Origin of the sequence: Streptomyces sp. cf386 (genome assembly GCF_900103585.1) — a bacterium.
Lineage (GTDB): Bacteria > Actinomycetota > Actinomycetes > Streptomycetales > Streptomycetaceae > Streptomyces.
Genome location: NZ_FNHV01000012.1, coordinates 99870 through 116037 on the forward strand (window position 1 = coordinate 99870; position 16168 = coordinate 116037).

Consider the following 16168-nt stretch of genomic DNA (forward strand, 5'->3'; position numbering starts at 1 on the left):
AGTTGGCCCCAGTAGGCCCGCCGATGGTGACACGTTCGTAAACACTGGCGAAAGCCTCTGCCCTGAATTTGTGCACACTCCCCACCGACAAGGATCACCGGACGATCTCGATTAGGCTGGTCACGCTGTGCACAGCAACCGACTCAGAGGGGAAGCATGACGGCGCGACACGAGGAGATCGCCGACGAGCTGCGCCGGGCGATCGACCGCGAGGAGTACACCGTCGGCAGCCTGCTGCCCGCCGAGACGGAACTCGCGGCCCACTACGGCGTCTCACGCGGCACGGTCCGGCAGGCCGTCGCCACACTGACCGGCGAGGGCCTCATCGGCTCCCGCCAGGGCGCCCGTCGCGTGGTGCTGGCCAGCCGCCGCAGCCAGAGCTTCGCCGAACTGCGCAGCTTCGCCCAGTGGGCGCACGCGATGGGCCGGGAGGCGACCGGGCACGTGGTCGCGCAGGAGTACCACCCGGCGACGAAGGAGGACGCGGTACGGCTCCAACTGAGCGCCGGAACCCCGGTGTTGCACGTCCTGCGGGTCCGCGGCCTGGACGGCGAGCCGGTACTGCTGGAGCGCACGGTCTACGCCGACTGGATCTCCCCCGCCGTTGCGGCCATAGAGCCCGAGTGCGCGTCCGTCACTCAACGCCTGTACGAGGAGACGGGGTTGGTCTTCGCCTACGGCGAGCACGTCATCGACGCGGTGGCGGCCGGCGCCCAGGACGCCGAGCTGTTGGGCATCCGCCGGACGAGCCCGCTGCTGAGGGTGCGGCGCGTGACGACCACCCGCGAGGGCCGCCCGGTGGAGTGGTCGGACGACCGCTACCGCTCGGACGCGGTGAGCTTCAGCGTGCACAACTCGATCGACAACAACGCCCTGGCGAGGAAGACGGCCGACTGACGCGCCCTCCGCCGAGCGGCTATGCGGGTCAGCCTGCCGGAGGAGGCCACCGTGTGGGCCGGCGGGCAAGACTTTCCCACATGGACGCCATCGAAATCCCCACGCTGCCGTTCGTCGACGAACACACGGCGGTCGTCGAGGCGAGCACAGACGCCGTCTGGCGCGAACTGGGCACCATGATGGGCGGCTCCCGCGGTTTCCGGGTGGCGGTGTCCACCCCGGGCCAAGAGCTGGCCCTGGTCGGCCGTCACCCGTTCTCGACGTACGCCCTGATCTTCCACTTGGAGGAGACCGGCCAGGGCCACACCCGCCTGCGCGCCGAGAGCAGGGCAAGGTTCCCCGGCCGAGCAGGCGCCGTCTATCGGTGGCTGGTCATAGGCACGGGCGGGCACGCGATGGCCATACGGCACATGCTGAAGAAGGTGCGTAGAAGCGCCCCGTAGGGGCGCGGGGCTGTATAAATCTGCGGCTCCGCCGCGTGGGCGCGACAAGCCCCCACCGCCCCGCAGCCAACAAACTACGTGGGCGACCCGGAAGAAAACCGCCGCAACAACGGCGACAGCACCAGCACAGACTTGGTCCGCTCCACGAACGGCTCCCCGGCAATCCGCTCAAGGACCCGCTCGAAGTGCCGCATGTCAGACGCGAACACCTGCACCACCGCGTCCGCGTCCCCGGTCACCGTGGACGCGGCCACAACCTCCTGGTACCGCTCAAGACCCCGCCGAATCGTCTCCGGCGAGGTGTTGTGCCGGCAGTAGATCTCGACGAACCCCTCGGTCTCCCAGCCGAGCGCCGACGGGTCCACCCGCACGGTGAACCCGGTGATGGCCCCGGTGGCGCGCAGCCGGTCCACGCGCCGCTTCACGGCGGGCGCGGACAGGCCGACCAGTTGCCCGATGTCCGCGTAGGAGCGGCGGGCGTCCTCGGCGAGGGCGTGCACGATGCGTTCGTCGAGATCGTTCAGCACTGCGGGTGGTTCACTTCACTTCTGATGCGACTGATGCGCCTGCTGCGGCAAGGCGCGAACGGCGATAGCCGTACACGAAGTAGAACACGAGACCGGCGGCCATCCAGAACCCGAAGACCACCCAGGTGACGGTGTCGAGGCTGAACATGTTGTACGCGCAGAACAGGAAGCCCAGCACCGGCAGCACCGGCCCGAACGGCACCCTGAACGTGCGCTCGAGCTCCGGCCGCCGATAGCGCAGGATGATCACCGCGATGTTGACCAGCCCGAAGGCGAACAGCGTGCCGATGCTGGTGGCGTCGACCAGCTTGCCCAGCGGGATCAGCGCGGCCAGCGCACCGCAGAAGAGGGACACGATGACCGTGTTGAGCCGGGGCGCTCCGGTCTTCGCGTGGACCTTGCCGAGCGCCTTGGGCACCAGGCCGTCGCGGGACATCGCGAAGAGGATGCGGGTCTGGCCGTAGAGCACGGTGAGGACGACGCTCGCGATGGAGATGACGGCGCCGAGGGCGAGCAGGGTGCCCCAGAAGCTCTGGCCACTGACATCGTTCATGATCGCGGCGAGGGAGGCCTCGGAGCCCTCGAACTTGGTCCAGTTCCAGGCGCCGACGGCGACGCCCGCGACGAGCACGTACAGCACGGTCACGATGATCAGCGAGAGCATGATCGCCCGCGGCAGGTCCCGCTTGGGGTCCTTCGCCTCCTCACCGGCGGTGGAGGCGGCGTCGAAGCCGATGTACGAGAAGAAGAGCGTGGCACCCGCGGCGCTCACGCCGGCCATGCCGAGCGGCATGAAGTCCTCGTAGTTGCCGGACTTGAAGCCCATGAAGCCGACCGCGCAGAACAGCACCAGCGCGGCGATCTTGACGGCGACCATGATCGTGTTGGCGCGCGCGGACTCACGCACGCCGCCCAGCAGGAACACCATCGCCAGCAGGACGACGATCAGCGCCGGCAGGTTGATGATCCCGCCCTCGCCGGGGGCGGAGGACAGCACGGACGGGATGGTGACGCCTATGGTCCCGTCGAGCAGCTCGTTGAGGTACTCGCCCCAGCCGACGGCGACGGCGGCCACCGAGACGCCGTACTCCAGCACCAGACACCAGCCGCAGACCCAGGCGACCAGCTCGCCCATCGTTGCGTACGCATACGAGTAGGAGGAGCCCGCGACGGGGATGCTGCCCGCCAGCTCGGCGTAGGAGAGGGCCGAGAACAGCGCCGTGAGTCCGGCGATCACGAACGCCAGGGTGACCGCGGGGCCGGCCTCCGGGACGGCGTCGCCGAGGACGACGAAGATGCCGGTGCCGAGGGTGGCACCGATGCTGATCATGGTGAGCTGCCACATGCCCAGGGAGCGCCGCAGGGACCCTCCCTCGCCCTGGCCACCCTCCGCGACCAGGTGTTCCACGGGCTTGCGACGCATCAGGCGCGCGCCGACGCCCGGGGACGCGGGGGCGGCGGTCCGGCTCTGGTTCTGTGGTGGTGCGCCTTGGTCGAGCACGCGCTGGCTCCTTATCGCTGCCGTTCAGGGCGGCAGGGACCAGCGGCACCCCTGGGAACAGGGACCCACCGAGCGGGGTCCCTGCCACGCCACGTTCGAGGCGACAGCCTACGAGGAGTGGCGTTGCGGGTGAAATGCAGCAACCTTGCGCATACCCGCAAGATCATTGCGTTCCTGGGGGTTGGGTGGGTGTTCGTTGCGCGGCGGCTTTCGACCGTTGCGCGAGGGCCCTTCAGAGGGCCTTGACCAGGAACATGCAGGGATCGGCCTGCTCATGCCGTACGCCGTCGGCGTCGAGGTGCGCCCAGCGATCGACGTAGGCCACCCTGGGCTGATAGCCGAGCCGTGCGTACAGGGCCGCCGCGCGCGGGTTGTCGTCGCCGACACCCAGACCCATGACGCCGACTCCGCGCTCTTGGGCCAGTCGCTCGGCGGTGTGCAGCAGGGCGGTGCCGACGCCTTGGGAGCGGAGCGATTCGGGCCGGACGAGGAGGCCGTTGATCTCGGGGCAGCCCGGCTGTGCGGCCCGCACCTCGGGCGCCGCGCACCCGGTCCAGCGCACCTCCGCGTGGCCCACGGGCCTGCCGTTCAGCCACGGGATCAGATAGGTGCTGTCCCCCGCCTCCTGCCGTGCGAAGCGGGCGGCATGGTTGCCGTCGACGCTGCGCGACGGCATGAAGCGGTCCAGCACCTGGATGTCCTCGGCCCTGCAGACGGCGATCTCCATACGCCGACGGTAGGGCCCAGGCATGCGGAACGGCCCCCGATTTTCCCGATGGACGGGACAACGGGGGCCGTACACAAAGGCATTGACGAGCCGTCAGCTCCAGCTGGCGTGCAGCGGCTTGCCCTCCGCGTAGCCGGCCGCGCTCTGGATGCCGACGACCGCCTTCTCGGCGAACTCCTCAAGGGAGCCTGCACCGGCGTAGGTGCAGGACGACCGCACGCCCGCGATGATCGAGTCGATCAGGTCCTCCACGCCCGGGCGGGTCGGGTCGAGGAACATGCGCGAGGTGGAGATGCCCTCCTCGAACAGCGCCTTGCGGGCACGGTCGTACGCCGACTCCTCCGACGTGCGGTTGAGCACGGCACGCGCGGACGCCATGCCGAAGGACTCCTTGTAGAGGCGGCCGTTGGCGTCCTGCTGAAGGTCGCCCGGGGACTCGTACGTGCCCGCGAACCAGGACCCGACCATCACGTTGGACGCACCGGCGGCCAGCGCCATGGCGACATCGCGCGGGTGCCGGACGCCGCCGTCGGCCCACACGTGCTTGCCGTACTTCTTCGCCTCGGCCGCGCACTCCAGCACCGCCGAGAACTGCGGCCGGCCGACGCCGGTCATCATGCGGGTCGTGCACATGGCGCCGGGCCCGACACCGACCTTGATGATGTCCGCACCGGCCTCGATCAGATCCCGCACACCCTCCGCGGCGACGATGTTGCCGGCCACGATCGGCACCTGCGGGTCGAGCGCCCGCACCGTCCGGATCGCGGCGATCATCGACTCCTGGTGGCCGTGCGCCGTGTCGATGACCAGCGTGTCGACGCCCGCGTCGAGCAACTGCTTGGCCTTGCCCGCCACGTCGCCGTTGATGCCGACGGCGGCCGCTATGCGCAGCTTGCCGTTCGCGTCGACGGCCGGCGTGTACAGCGTGGCGCGCAGGGCTCCCTTGCGGGTGAGGATGCCGACGAGGCGGCCCTCGGCGTCCACGGCCGGGGCGTAGCGCCGGTTGTGGTGGTCGAGGGTGTTGAAGGCCTCGCGCGGGTCGAGGTCCGCGTCGATGATCAGCAGGTCGCGGGACATGACCACTTCGAGCTGAGTGAAGCGGTCCACGCCGGAGAGGTCGGAGTCGGTGACGACGCCGATCGGCTTGTGGTCCTCGTCGACGACGACACCGGCGTTGTGCGCGCGCTTGGGCAGCAGGGCCAGCGCGTCGGCGACGGTCTGGTGCGGGGCCAGCACGATCGGGGTGTCGAGGACATGGTGGCGGCTCTTGACCCAGGAGATGACATCGGTGATGACGTCGATCGGGATGTCCTGCGGGATGACCACCAGGCCGCCGCGCCGGGCCATCGTCTCGGCCATCCGGCGGCCGGCGATGGCGGTCATGTTGGCGACGACCAGCGGGATCGTGGTGCCCGTGCCGTCCGGGGAGCTGAGGTCCACGCCCTGCCGCGAGCCGACCGCACTGCGGCTCGGGACCATGAAGACGTCGTCGTACGTCAGGTCGTACGCGGGCTGGATGTCATTGAGGAAACGCACGTGCTGCACATCCCAGTCGATCAGAGGTGGCCCCCGGACAGGTCAGCCAGGGGGAGGAGCACGTACTTCATTGTCCCATGCTGACCGGATTGCGATGCACGGTCACATCGTCCAAGCAGGTCAGAGGTCCCTTGGGAGGAACCTCCAAGACCGCCGTCAGACATGCGAGAGGCGGCACGCGCCGCAGAGGGAGCTCGACCGTCAGCACCCGCGGCAGGCGTCACCCGAGGGCGAGCGCCACGGTGAGCGAGGACGCGCGGGCGACCGCGTCGCCGAACACGTCCTGCGCGACCGCCCACTCCTCGGGCTTGGTCTTCGCGTACGGCTGCCAGTTCCGTACGACGACCAGCAACCCCCGCTCGACGGCACCCTCCGGCCAGACCGTGTGGTCGGAGAGGGAGTCGGCCAGCGCGTCCCAGTTGCGGCCGAACCAGTCGGGCAGCCGCAGGGCACCGGCGCAGCGGTCCATCAGACCCGCCTTGTCGGTGACCCCGTCGAGGTCCAGCGTGACCACGAACTCCGTCATCTCAGCCCCGTTCTCCTGACATCCCGTCAGTTTCCGTCCGGATCGGCCCTGTTGAGCGCCGGCTTCGGCGTCGTGCCCGCCGTCATCAGCACGTCCGCCGCCGAGGTGTCCGTCACCAGACTGGTGACGAGCCCCGAGCGCAGCACCGCGTCGATGGCGGCCGCCTTGCGCGCTCCGCCCGCGATGGCGACGACCTCGGGGATACGGCGGAGCTGGTCGGCCTTGACGGTGATGCACCGCTCGCCGAGATCCCGCCCGACCCGGCGCCCCTCCCCGTCGAAGAGGTGCGCGGACATCTCGGCGGCGACGCCGAGGGAGGCGTAATGCGCCCGCTCCTCGTCGCTGAGCATGTCGTGCACCGTCGAGATACCGGGTTCCCAGGAGCCGATGGAGACACAGGCGACCGTGACCTTGTCGAAGTACTCGAAGGCCCGGGCGATCCCGGTCTGGTGGCGCAGCGCCGCCGCGGTGGCCGCGTCCGGCAGCAGCATCGGCGCGTAGATGGGGTGGGCGTCGCCGCCGGAGACCTGCGCGGCCCGCCGTACGGCCTCCACCGAACCGCGCTCGGCGGTCCCGGCGTCGTAGACGCCCGTCAGCTGCACCACGGTGCACGGCGGCAGCCGGTCGAGGGCGGCTGCCATGTGGATGGTGGACCGGCCCCACGCCAGTCCCAGTACATCCCCTTCGTTCACCAGCTCGCCGAGCAGATCGGCGGCCACCTCTCCCAGGTTCTCGGGGTCGGGCGTCTCCTCGGCCTCGGCCGGGGACTCGACCACGACGGCGTGCCTGAGGCCGTACCGGGCGCGCAGCGCGTCCGAGCGCTCCGCGTCCAGCTCGGCCGGCACACGGATCTCGATGCGCACCAGATCCCGTTCGAGAGCGGTCTCCAGAACCCGGGCCACCTTGAAGCGGCTGACGCCGAACTCCTCCGCGATCTGGATCTTGGACTTGCCCTCGAGGTAGAAGCGGCGGGCCATGGCCGCCGCCTGCACCAGCTCAGCGGGTCCCATCCGCATGGCTGACCGGCCCGCCGACATACCCGACACGGCGATCTCCTCACTGCTGTTCACACTCTGGATTCGCCGTTCATCCTTGCAGATCCGGCGCTCTTGATTTGCCCTGATGGGCGCCGTTCACGTTCCCTTGGCTCAGTGGTCGCACGCCCAGGCTGCGGTCTTGGTGGCCGCTTCCGCCTGAGCACGCAACGCACGGACCGCTTCGGCCGGGTCCTCGGCCCCGTACACCGCCGAACCGGCGACGAAGACATCGGCACCGGCCTCGGCACACCTCTCGATGGTCGAGGCGGCCACACCGCCATCGACCTGGAGCCACAACTCAAGACCGTGCTTGCTGATCAACTCGCGGGTGCGGCGGATCTTCGGAAGCATGATGTCGAGAAACGCCTGACCTCCGAAGCCCGGCTCGACCGTCATGATCAGCAGCATGTCCAGCTCGGGCAGCAGATCCTCGTACGGCTCGATGGGCGTCGCGGGCTTGAGCGCCATGGAGGCACGGGCACCCTTGGCCCGGATCTCCCTGGCCAGCCGCACGGGTGCCGCCGCGGCCTCGACATGGAAGGTGACCGAGGAGGCCCCCGCTTCCACGTACTGGGGCGCCCATCGATCGGGGGCCTCGATCATCAGATGGCAGTCCAGCGGGGTGTCCGTCGCACGGGCCAGGGACTCTACGACCGGCACGCCGAGCGTGAGGTTCGGGACGAAATGGTTGTCCATGACGTCGACGTGGAGCCAGTCGGCTCCCGCGACCGCCCTGGCCTCGTCCGCGAGGCGGGCGAAGTCGGCGGACAGGATGCTGGGGTTGATCTGCGCGGCCATGACCCAAGACTGCCACGTCCGGGCACGAATGTTCGCGCCGGTACAGACCTGAGACGTTCATCGGATGTTGTGTCCGCGCCGCGCGTGCCATCCTTGGCGGCCAACCGGCTACGGGGGTGGCCATGACGGGGAACCGAGGCATAGCGCACCTTGTCTGCGGGCGACGCGCCAAGTGGGTGGTGCTCGTCCTGTGGCTGGTGGTGCTGTTCCTGACCGCACCGTTCGCCCAGAAGCTCACCGACGCCCAGGACAACGACGCGGCCTCGTGGCTGCCCGGCTCCGCCGAATCCACCCAAGTCCTGCAGATTTCCGAGAACTTCAGGCCGGAGCAGATCCCCGCGGTCGTCGTCTACTCCCGTGACGGCGGCCTGACGGCACAGGACCGGGTGGCGATCACCGAGGACGTGGACCGGCTCAAGCAGCTGACCGACCACGGCATCCGGGGCGCCGAGACACGGGGCCCGGTCTTCGACCGCGAGGCGGACCCGCGCGCGGCCCAGATCCAGGTCCCGATCACCATGGACGAGCAGGGCTGGGAACGTATCGGGCCCGCGGTCGACTCCGTCCGGGATGTGGTCGGCGAGGGCGGCGCGGGGCTCACCGTGCACATCACGGGCCCCGGCGGCACCTCCGCGGACTTCGCCGAGGCCTTCGAGGGCATCGACTCCACCCTCCTGCTGTCGGCGATGGCTGTGGTCGTCGTGATGCTCCTGCTGACCTACCGCAGCCCGACCCTTCTACTGATCCCCCTCCTCTCCGTGATCGCCGCCCTGTTCACCGCGCAGGCCTTCATCTATCTCCTGGCGGAACACGCGGGCCTGACGGTGAACGGCCAGAGCGCCGGCATCCTCACGGTCCTGGTCTTCGGCGCGGGCACGGACTACGCACTGCTGCTGGTCGCCCGCTACCGGGAGGAGCTACGCCGACACGAGGACCGCCACGAGGCGATGGCCCTGGCCCTGCACCGCGCGGGCCCGGCGGTGATCGCCTCCGGCGCGACCGTCGTCCTCAGCATGCTGGTGCTGCTGGCGGCGGAGATGAACTCGACGAGCGGCCTGGGCCCGGTTGCCGCGATCGGCGTGGCGGTGGGCCTGATCGCGATGCTCACGCTCTTCCCCGCCCTCCTCGTCATCGTCGGCCGCTGGATCTTCTGGCCGGTGATCCCGCACCTGGGCACGGAGAACCCGGACAAGCGAGGCGTCTGGGCCCGGATGGGCCGCCGTATCTCCCACCGCCCGCGCATGGTCTGGGCCGTCACCGCCATCGCCCTCGCGGTCTGCTCCCTCGGCCTGGTCCAACTGCGCGCCAACGGCCTGAGCAACGCCGACGCGTTCACCGACAAGCCGGACTCGATCACCGGCCAGGAGATCTCCGAGCGCTACTTCCCGGCCGGCAGCGGCGACCCGCTGGTCATCGTCAGCAACCAGGCACAGGCGGAACAGGTGGGCCGCACGGTGGCCGGGACACGCGGCGTGGTCCCCGAGTCACTCGGCCTCCCCCCAGGCACAAAACCCTCCTACGACGGCAAGGTGCTCTTCGAGGCCACGATGACCGCTCCCGCGGACAGCGAGGCGGCGAAACAGACGGTCGAACGGGTACGCGACGCGGTGCACGCGGTGCCGGACGCCGACGCGCGGGTGGGCGGCGGTACGGCAGCCCTGCTGGACATGGACAGGGCGACCACGCACGACAACATCCTGATCATCCCGCTGGTCCTGCTGGTCGTCCTGCTGATCCTCTGCGCCCTGCTCCGCGCCCTGATCGCCCCACTCCTGCTGGTCGGCACGGTGATCCTGTCCTTCACCGCCGCCCTGGGCATCAGCGCGCTGGCCTTCCGCCACCTCTTCGACTACGCGGGCGAGTCGACCGACTTCCCGCTGTTCGTCTTCGTCTTCCTGGTGGCACTCGGCATCGACTACAACATCTTCCTCACGACCCGCATCCGCGAGGAGGCCACCCACCAGGGCACCCGCCCCGGCGTGGTCACCGGTCTCGCCGCCACCGGCGCGGTCATCACCTCGGCAGGCCTGGTCCTGGCCGGCACCTTCGCCGCCCTCGGCACCCTCCCGATGGTCGCCTTCGCCGAAATCGGCTTCGCGGTAGCCCTGGGCGTACTCCTGGACACCTTCATCGTCCGCTCGGTCCTGGTGACGGCACTGTTCCTGGACGTGGGCCCGAGGGTGTGGTGGCCACACAGACTGGCGCGGGGGACTTCCAGCCCGTCCGGCGTTTGAGGACCCACCCACAGACGCCGGCCGCAATCTCAGCCCGTCCGGCGTTTGAGGACAAGGCCCCTTCAGGGCCGGAGCGGGGTCTGGGGCGGCAGCCCGTGCGGGGTCGAAGGGGCGGAGCCCCTGGGGAGGGGACGGGTAGGGGCGGCGGGGGCGAGAAACACCCGACCCCGCACCAACACCCCCGCTCAGCCCACCCGCCGAATCAACGCCAAATACATCGCATCCGTCCCATGCAGATGAGGCCACAACTGCACATCAGGCCCCTCCCCCAACTCCGGCACCCCAGGGAACAACCCCCGAGCATCGATGAGCTCCCCACCACCCCGACGCTTCAACACGTCCTCAACAACCACCCGCGTCTCAGCAAGATGCGGCGAACAGGTGGCGTACCCCACCACCCCACCCACCCGCACAGAGTCAAGCGCCGCCCGCAACAACTCCCGCTGCAACGTCGCAAACCCCTCAAGATCCTCCGGCCGCCGCCGCCACCGCGCCTCGGGCCGCCGCCGCAACGCCCCCAACCCGGTACACGGAACATCCATCAGCACCCGGTCAAAGCTCCCGGACCGCCACGCCGGCCGCGTCCCATCGGCGGCGATGACCTGATACGGCCCCGGATTCCCCGCCAACGCCTTGGCCACCAGCCCGGCCCGATGCGGTTGCTTCTCGGAGGCGACCAACACGGCCCCCCGCTCAGCGGCCAACGCCCCGAGCAACGCGGCCTTGCCCCCGGGCCCGGCACACCCGTCGAGCCACCGCTCATCGGGCCCGTCCAGCGGAGCATGGGCAAGAGCGAGGGCAACCAGCTGACTCCCCTCGTCCTGCACCCCCGCGCGCCCTTCCCGCACGGCCTCGATCGCCCCCGGCTCCCCACCTTCGGCAAGCCGCACGGCATACGGCGACCACCGCCCCGGCACCGCGGCCTCCTCCCCGAGCAACTCCTCGGGAGTGGCCCGCCCCGGCCGCGCGACCAACGTCACCTCGGGCCGCTCGTTGTCGGCCTCCAGCAACCGCTCGATCCCGGCCCGCCCCCCACCGAGCGAGTCCCACAGCGCTGAGACGACCCACCGCGGATGCGAGTGCACCACGGCGAGATGGTCCTCGGGATCCTCGTCGTACGGCGGCGCGACCTTCTGGACCCACCCGTCGAGATCGTCCTGCGCGACCTTCCGCAGCACGGCGTTGACGAACTTGGCCCGCCCGTCCCCGAGCACGACCCGGGCGAGCTCCACGGACGCGGACACAGCGGCGTGCGAGGGAATCCGCGTCCCGAGCAGCTGATGCACACCGAGGCTGAGCACATCGAGCACCGGCGGATCGACCTCACGCAACGGCCGGTCCACACAGGAGGCGATGACGGCGTCATACGTCCCCTGCCGCCGCAGCGTCCCGTACACCAGCTCGGTCGCGAGCGCGGCGTCCCGCCCGTCGAAGTCGCCCTTCTCCCGCGCCTTCCTGAGCAGTGGCGGCAGGACGAGGTTGGCATACGCGTCCCGCTCGTCCACGGCACGCAACGCCTCGAAGGCGAGCATCCGGACGGGGTCCTTCTTCGGCCGTCGATAGGGCTTGCCAGGTCTGCTGGACCGAGGGGAGGTGTCGCTCACGAAAAGGTGCTCCGGATTGCTGGATTGAGATATGCACACAGCGTACGTCGCACCAGGCACCCGGTGCGCAGGAAGGGCGGGCGATCACCCGGCACCGAGATTCTCCCCGTCAAACCCCGGGGCTCTCTCCGTCAAACCCCGAGGCTCTCCCTCTCAAACCCCGAGAATCTCCCCGTCCCCGATCCTGACACCCCGGGCCCAGTCCGCCGCCCGCATCGGCTTCTTCCCCTGAGCCTGCACCCACAGCAACTCGACGGCGTACGACCCGGTGCCGACGTACACGTTGTTCTTCCCGACGGAGAGCGCACCGGGCGCGAGATCGTCCCGCCCGGGCACCGGCTGCAGATGGATCAGCTTGAGCCGCTCACCGCGGAAGACGGTCCAGGCCCCCGGCGCGGGGGTGCACCCGCGCACGACACGGTCGACGCGCAGGGAAGGCGCGCTCCAGTCGATGTGGGCGTCCTCGACGTTGACCTTGGGAGCGAGGGTGATCCCTTCGGACGGCTGCGGTACGGCCTTCAGCGTGCCGTCGGCGATCCCGTCCATGGTCGCGGCGAGCAACCCCGCGCCCGCGAAGGCGAGCCGGGTCAGCAGGTCGCCGCTGGTGTCGGTGGCCCGGACCTCCTCGGTGACGGTGCCGTAGACGGGCCCGGAGTCGAGCCCCTCCTCGATGAGGAAGGTGGAGGCCCCGGTGATCTCGTCACCGGCCATGATGGCGTGCTGCACGGGCGCGGCCCCACGCCAGGCGGGCAACAGCGAGAAGTGCAGGTTGACCCAGCCGTGGGCCGGGATGTCGAGGGCGACGCGCGGCAGCAGGGCGCCGTAGGCGACGACGGGACAGCAGTCGGGGGCGATCTCCCTGAGCCGCTCCAGGAACTCCGGGTCCCGCGGCTTGGCCGGCTTGAGCACCTCGATGCCGGCCTCCTCGGCCCGCTCGGCCACCGGGCTGGCCACCAGCCTGCGCCCACGCCCGGCCGGCGCGTCGGGCCGCGTGACGACAGCGGCCACCTCGTGCCGCCCGGAGGCGATCAGAGCGTCCAGAGCGGGAACGGCGACCTCGGGGGTACCGGCGAAGACAAGCTTCATGGGTGGGCACGGGCCTCTCGGGCGGGATGGGCTTGGGCAACACACAAGTCTATGGGTGCGCACCACGGGGTCTCACGTCGGCGGCCCAGGAACGACCGCCCCCGCTTGTCCACAGCGACCAAGCCCTGCCCACACCCAGTTACGTTCCCGGCCCACAAGCCGAAAGCCGCCGGCGGCAGCAACCCCCACAGGAGGGTCCAGCCTCTTGGCCGACTGGAAACGGGTGGTGCGCCGGCGGGCAAACATCCAAGGCCGAAGGCCGAGGCGCACACCCCCCGCGCAGGGGCGTAGGCATATGCCCACACGCCCCCACACCGTGACCCGCGGAGCGCTCCCGCGTTGGTCAAGAAAGAGTTGACCACAACGGGCCGCACCCGCCGCATCCGTATCCGCGGCCCACTCCTTCAACGCCGGTTCGAGAGGCTTGTTCATGGCCGACCACGCAACCCACGACGCCCAGGCTCGGGCCAGCCTGCACTTGCTGGTGCGGGACATCGAGCGGGTCCGCCGGCAGGTGGACGCACTGCGCACGCTCACCGCGCAACTGGGCAACGTCTACCGCCCGCGCCGCTCCGGTCCCGCCACGGGCTTCGTCGTCTACGGACGCGCCCCCGCCCCGACGGTCCGTCTCGCCCAGGAGCTGCGGGACAGTGTCGAGACCCTGGTCACGGCAGCCGTGGACTTCGACCGCTCACTCGGCTTCTCCTGGGACGCGGTGGGTTCCGCCCTCGGCGTCACCAAACAGGCGGTACACCGCCGCTACGGCGCTCGCCGTGCCGCCACCCAGGCGGCAGCCGAGGCCGAGCGTACGACCGAACCCGCGGGAAGCCGTACGGTCAACGTCACCACCGCCATCCCCAGCGTGCCGACGGTCCCCGCGGCCCGCTCCATGCCGACGCAGCCGACGGCAGGCAGCCCGGGGCTGCGCGACGAGGCCAGGCCCACGGCCTTCCCCGGCCCGCGCAACGGCTGACACCCCCTAACTCTGCCCTCCCGGAGCGCACCCGGGAGGGCAGAGCCATGCCGGTGCGCGAACAACCGCCCGCCAGGGCACCACCGTCACCCAATATCCGGCGGATCAACCCGAACCCACACCCGCACCGCGCCCTCGCCACCCCCGCTGCCGCCTCCACTCCCCCGAGCCATCCGTGCCGCCTGCGCGGCCTTCAACGCGGACGCCAACGCGGCACCCCGCCCCGGTGGCACCCGGATCAGTGCCCGCTCCCAGTGCTCCCCGGGCGGCGGCCCACCCACGCGCCTCGGCCGCCCCACCGGCGTCATGGGCAACGGAACAGGACCCAACACCTCGGCCTCGGGCGGCAGTTCGACCGCACCGAGGAACTCGGCGATGGTCTCCGCCGGCCCGGCCACGGCAGCCATCCGGGACACCGGTGGAAACCCCAGCTCGGCCCGCTCGGCCAGCTCCCGTACCGCATGCCCGACCGGGTCCCATCGCACCAGCGCCTGCACGGGCCGCAGGGTGGGCTCGGCGACGACCACCACCGTCCCCCCGACCCGCTGCGGCCGTACCAGCGACGCGGCCCCGATCCACCGCCGCAACGCGTCCTCCCCCGCCCGCAGATCGGGCCGCCCGAGTATGGCCCAGCCGTCCAGCAGCAGGGCCGCCGCATACCCTCCCTCGGCCACGGGCTCGGCCCCTGGGGTACTCACGACCAGCGAGGGAGTGCCCGGCACGGTGTCCAGCACGTGCTCACGCCCGGACGTCCGCACCGGAACCGCGGGAAAGGCCCGCCCCAGCTCCTCGGCGGTCCGCCGGGCTCCCACCACCTGAGCCCGCAGCCGGAACCCACCGCACTCCGGACAGTGCCAGGAGCCCTCGTCGCGCCCGCACCACCCGCACCGCAGATCGGCCCCGGAGCCCTGCGCCTCCAGGGGCCCGGAGCAGTGCCGGCACCGCGCCGGCGCCCGGCAGTTGGCGCAGGCCATCCGCGGCACATACCCACGCCGGGGCACCTGCACGAGCACCGGCCCCTGCCGCAGCCCCTCGCGCACCACCTGCCAGGCGAGAGTCGGCAACCGGGCGGCTCGAGCGGCCTCGTCCCGTGCGAGATCCCCGTCCCCCACGGTCCGTACGAGCGGAGCCGCGCCCCGCACCTGTTCCCGCCCGGCGACCAACGGCCGGGCCCAACCGCTCTCCACGAGCTGGGCGGCCTCGACGGTGCAGCTCCAACTCCCCAGCAGAAAGCCGCACTTGTCCTGCGCGGCCCGAAGCAACAGCACTTCCCGCGCATGAGGCTGCGGAGCATGCTGCTCACTGTGGCTGTCGTCGCCGTCGTCCCAGAGGGCGACCAGCCCGAGGTCCTGCACGGGCGCGAACATGGCGGCACGAGTCCCCACCACCGCCCGCACACTCCCCCGCCGCACCGCGAGCCACTCCCGATACCGCTTCTCGGGCCCGGCGTCCGCGGTCAGCACCGCATGCCGCCCTTCCCCCATCAGCGAGGTCAGCGCGGCGTCAACCCGCGCGACAGCTCTGCCGTCGGGCAGCACGACGAGCGCCCCGCGCCCGGAGGCCAGCGTCGCGACAACCGCCCGAGCCAACTCCTCGCTCCACTCGGGCCCGGGCAACGCATTCCATACGGCACGCGGCGTGCCGCCGGAAGCCAGCGACTCCAGAAAGGCAGCCCCTCGCTCGTAGCGCCCCCATGACCCCACCTCCGGCGCACCGGGCGCCGGAAGCGGCTCCGGCGAAGGCCGCTGTTCGGCCCTGGCGCTGCGCGGCGGCACGGCCAGCTGCAGCACATCGGCAAGCCCTCCGGCATACCGATCGGCAACGGCCCGAGCGAGCCCCAACAACTCCTCGCTCAACACCCGCTCGGGGGAAACGACCTGTGCGAGAGCCGCCAGGGGCCCGGAGTAGTCGGACTCCGCGACCCGCTCGACAAGGAACCCGTCAATGAGCCCCCCACCCTCGCGTCGCCCCTCCCGCACCCGATGCCGCCCGGCCCCGAACCGCACCCGCACCCGCACGCCCGGCTGTGCGTCGGCGTCCAACTCCTCGGGAACGGCATAGTCGAAGTACCGATCGAGGTGCAGCACACCCTTGTCGACCAGCACCCGCGCCACGGGCAGTTCCTTGGCCAGCGCGGCGCCCCGCCAGGTCCGCGGCTTGGCCTTGGGGACGTTGGCCCTGCGCACGCTCTCCCGAATGAGCGCAAGCTGCTCGGGCGGCGCCCCCTCGGCCCCACCGCCCGTCTGCCCGTTCTCGCTGCTCACGCTTGCATTCTTACC

Annotated in this window: 14 protein-coding genes; 4 read left to right on the plus strand and 10 right to left on the minus strand. The window is 70.8% G+C overall.

Annotated features, from left to right (window positions below; genetic code table 11):
- Positions 1-156 precede the first annotated feature (156 nt).
- Complete coding sequence (locus BLU79_RS28935) at positions 157-897, plus strand: GntR family transcriptional regulator (protein WP_093908881.1); 741 nt, start codon at positions 157-159, stop codon at positions 895-897.
- A gap of 80 nt (positions 898-977) precedes the next feature.
- Positions 978-1340 carry a hypothetical protein gene (locus tag BLU79_RS28940; RefSeq protein WP_093909085.1) on the plus strand — a complete coding sequence of 121 codons (363 nt, stop codon included), beginning with the start codon at positions 978-980 and terminating at the stop codon, positions 1338-1340.
- A 74-nt stretch (positions 1341-1414) separates the two neighbouring features.
- On the opposite strand, the gene BLU79_RS28945 is transcribed toward BLU79_RS28940, so the two are convergent.
- From BLU79_RS28945 to rpe, 7 genes are all read right to left on the minus strand, one after another.
- Positions 1415-1867 (minus strand): Lrp/AsnC family transcriptional regulator, encoded by a 453-nt coding sequence (locus BLU79_RS28945; RefSeq protein ID WP_062713983.1) that lies wholly within the window; start codon positions 1865-1867, stop codon positions 1415-1417.
- A gap of 10 nt (positions 1868-1877) precedes the next feature.
- A complete protein-coding gene (locus BLU79_RS28950) occupies positions 1878-3368 on the minus strand; it encodes an amino acid permease (RefSeq protein ID WP_093908882.1) in 1491 nt (496 codons plus the stop codon).
- Positions 3369-3600: 232 nt separating this feature from the next.
- Positions 3601-4095 (minus strand): GNAT family N-acetyltransferase, encoded by a 495-nt coding sequence (locus BLU79_RS28955; RefSeq protein WP_093908883.1) that lies wholly within the window; start codon positions 4093-4095, stop codon positions 3601-3603.
- A gap of 93 nt (positions 4096-4188) precedes the next feature.
- The gene (locus tag BLU79_RS28960) at positions 4189-5631 is read right to left on the minus strand and encodes a GuaB1 family IMP dehydrogenase-related protein (protein ID WP_218137798.1); all 1443 of its coding nucleotides are present in this window, start codon (positions 5629-5631) and stop codon (positions 4189-4191) included.
- Positions 5632-5851: 220 nt separating this feature from the next.
- Positions 5852-6157 (minus strand): barstar family protein, encoded by a 306-nt coding sequence (locus BLU79_RS28965; protein ID WP_093908885.1) that lies wholly within the window; start codon positions 6155-6157, stop codon positions 5852-5854.
- A gap of 26 nt (positions 6158-6183) precedes the next feature.
- The gene (locus BLU79_RS28970) at positions 6184-7227 is read right to left on the minus strand and encodes a sugar-binding transcriptional regulator (protein ID WP_093908886.1); all 1044 of its coding nucleotides are present in this window, start codon (positions 7225-7227) and stop codon (positions 6184-6186) included.
- A 78-nt stretch (positions 7228-7305) separates the two neighbouring features.
- Positions 7306-7992, minus strand: coding sequence for a ribulose-phosphate 3-epimerase (gene rpe / locus BLU79_RS28975; protein ID WP_093908887.1), 687 nt, complete (start codon positions 7990-7992; stop codon positions 7306-7308).
- Positions 7993-8114: 122 nt separating this feature from the next.
- On the opposite strand from rpe, the gene BLU79_RS28980 reads away from it, so the two are divergent.
- Positions 8115-10226 (plus strand): MMPL family transporter, encoded by a 2112-nt coding sequence (locus BLU79_RS28980; protein ID WP_093908888.1) that lies wholly within the window; start codon positions 8115-8117, stop codon positions 10224-10226.
- A gap of 185 nt (positions 10227-10411) precedes the next feature.
- On the opposite strand, the gene BLU79_RS28985 is transcribed toward BLU79_RS28980, so the two are convergent.
- Positions 10412-11830: an RsmB/NOP family class I SAM-dependent RNA methyltransferase gene (locus tag BLU79_RS28985; RefSeq protein ID WP_093908889.1), complete on the minus strand. Its 1419-nt coding sequence runs from the start codon at positions 11828-11830 to the stop codon at positions 10412-10414.
- Between the two features lie 153 nt (positions 11831-11983).
- Positions 11984-12916, minus strand: coding sequence for a methionyl-tRNA formyltransferase (gene fmt / locus BLU79_RS28990; protein WP_093908890.1), 933 nt, complete (start codon positions 12914-12916; stop codon positions 11984-11986).
- 430 nt (positions 12917-13346) lie between these two features.
- Between fmt and BLU79_RS28995 the strand changes: the two genes are divergently transcribed.
- On the plus strand, positions 13347-13889 hold the full coding sequence (locus tag BLU79_RS28995) for a hypothetical protein (RefSeq protein ID WP_093908891.1): 543 nt from the start codon (positions 13347-13349) through the stop codon (positions 13887-13889).
- Positions 13890-13975: 86 nt separating this feature from the next.
- Here BLU79_RS28995 and BLU79_RS29000 read toward each other — a convergent pair whose 3' ends face one another.
- Entirely contained in the window at positions 13976-16153 is a 2178-nt protein-coding gene (locus tag BLU79_RS29000; RefSeq protein WP_093908892.1) for a primosomal protein N', read from the minus strand.
- Positions 16154-16168 lie beyond the last annotated feature (15 nt).

Coding starts and splice junctions, on each gene's coding strand:
- BLU79_RS28935 (WP_093908881.1), top strand. CDS start 157: ATGACGGCGCGACACGAGGAGATCGCCGACGAGCTGCGCCGGGCGATC.
- BLU79_RS28940 (WP_093909085.1), top strand. CDS start 978: ATGGACGCCATCGAAATCCCCACGCTGCCGTTCGTCGACGAACACACG.
- BLU79_RS28955 (WP_093908883.1), bottom strand. CDS start 4,095: ATGGAGATCGCCGTCTGCAGGGCCGAGGACATCCAGGTGCTGGACCGC.
- BLU79_RS28965 (WP_093908885.1), bottom strand. CDS start 6,157: ATGACGGAGTTCGTGGTCACGCTGGACCTCGACGGGGTCACCGACAAG.
- rpe (WP_093908887.1), bottom strand. CDS start 7,992: ATGGCCGCGCAGATCAACCCCAGCATCCTGTCCGCCGACTTCGCCCGC.
- BLU79_RS28980 (WP_093908888.1), top strand. CDS start 8,115: ATGACGGGGAACCGAGGCATAGCGCACCTTGTCTGCGGGCGACGCGCC.
- fmt (WP_093908890.1), bottom strand. CDS start 12,916: ATGAAGCTTGTCTTCGCCGGTACCCCCGAGGTCGCCGTTCCCGCTCTG.
- BLU79_RS28995 (WP_093908891.1), top strand. CDS start 13,347: ATGGCCGACCACGCAACCCACGACGCCCAGGCTCGGGCCAGCCTGCAC.